The 1,292-nt window shown below is 39.9% G+C and carries 4 protein-coding genes; all 4 read left to right on the forward strand.

All coding sequences use genetic code 11. The features are described 5' to 3' along the window. Nucleotides 1-88: 88 nt before the first annotated feature. The 4 genes from ABFX15_RS07555 to ABFX15_RS07565 all read left to right on the forward strand — a co-directional run bounded on the left by ABFX15_RS07555 (nt 89) and on the right by ABFX15_RS07565 (nt 1,145). The gene (locus ABFX15_RS07555; protein ID WP_346024856.1) at nt 89-223 is read left to right on the forward strand and encodes a hypothetical protein; all 135 of its coding nucleotides are present in this window, start codon (nt 89-91) and stop codon (nt 221-223) included. A 51-nt stretch (nt 224-274) separates the two neighbouring features. Next, nucleotides 275-568, forward strand: coding sequence for an FMN-binding protein (locus ABFX15_RS07560; protein ID WP_346024858.1), 294 nt, complete (start codon nt 275-277; stop codon nt 566-568). 100 nt (nt 569-668) lie between these two features. Then, nucleotides 669-818, forward strand: a complete 150-nt coding sequence (locus ABFX15_RS12195; protein ID WP_428830619.1) for a DUF421 domain-containing protein — start codon at nt 669-671, stop codon at nt 816-818. 33 nt (nt 819-851) lie between these two features. After that, nucleotides 852-1,145 carry a DUF421 domain-containing protein gene (locus ABFX15_RS07565; protein ID WP_346024857.1) on the forward strand — a complete coding sequence of 98 codons (294 nt, stop codon included), beginning with the start codon at nt 852-854 and terminating at the stop codon, nt 1,143-1,145. Nucleotides 1,146-1,292: the final 147 nt, after the last annotated feature.

The raw sequence follows: 1,292 nt of genomic DNA on the forward strand, positions 1-1,292 counted from the left end.
CTCCCACTTTCACTGGTGCTTCGTACCCATACGTTTAGAAGTGGGAGACTTCTTTCGGAATTACGTTAAAAATGGAAAGGAGAAAATTATGGGCTTAAAACATGCATTGCTTGTTCTTGCTGCACCGGTTCTCCTGCTAACTGCGTGTGATGATGAAGGCGATGTGGAGAATGGAACCACTGAAGTTGGTGTCACAGATGGTACCTTTGAAGACGGCACTTAAGAACTGGTCGAAGCAAACTATGATGAGAACGGCTGGTGGGCTGAATTCACTATCGATGATGAAGATGGTGAAATCGTCACATCTAATTACAATGAGCAGGGTACAGCTAAGACTGAGGATGAGAGTTATCAAGAGGCAATGGCTGATCAGGCAGGTATTAGGCCTCAGGAATACATGGATGCTTTAAACGGACAGCCTTTTGAAACAGAGGATGCCGGACAAGTTGATACTGTATCGGGAGCTACTTCCTCATCGGAGAAATTTCAGGAATATGCCGCCATGCATCTGAATGCAGCTGAAAATGGAGAAATCGATACCTTAGAAGTAGATAACGAAGTTGATTAAGTAATAAAAGCATAGAAACATGCTTTTTTCAGAAGGATACACATGAACGCTGGACAATTTGGACGGATAACCGTCCTCTCTTTTTTTTTGCTACCCCGTCATTTTATTTGTTCTGAGACTGTCAGGCAAACGGACGTTGTTAAAAATGAATGCTTTTGACTTTATCATTACCGTTTCTTTAGGAACGGTGTTTGGTAATATACTCATCAATCAGGATGAAGTATTATGGGAAGGTCTTTATATCTTCTGACTACTTTTATTCTTTCAGTTTCTTTCAAGCTATTTGTCTTCAAGATCGCCATTTTTCAGCCGAATACTGAAAGCTCATCCATCTTTACTTTTTTATGATGGGAAATATTACGAGGATAAGATGAATAAGGAACGCATTCCAAAATCTGAAGTGCTTCAGGCAATCAGAGAACAAGGGATTGGAAAGGTTGAAGAAGTAGCTGCAGTGATTCTTGAAACAGACGGGACAATATCTGTTTTACCTAAGAAGAATAATGAACTGAGAGATTTGAATACATTAGTCGATATGGACGAAAGTCAGGATGACCAGAAAAATGATATAGAATGATTCTGGTTCTGACGAGGAAATATAATCTCAAAGAAATAAATAGTAGAAAGAAATTATCGATATGACTTCTGAAAATTTTATCAGTTTTCCGAGCGAGAAAACCCACGGTTTCAATCGTGGGATGATAGCTCGGCAGGGATGAGGGTT

It is taken from the genome of Alkalibacterium indicireducens (assembly GCF_039522005.1).
Taxonomy (GTDB): domain Bacteria; phylum Bacillota; class Bacilli; order Lactobacillales; family Carnobacteriaceae_A; genus Alkalibacterium; species Alkalibacterium indicireducens.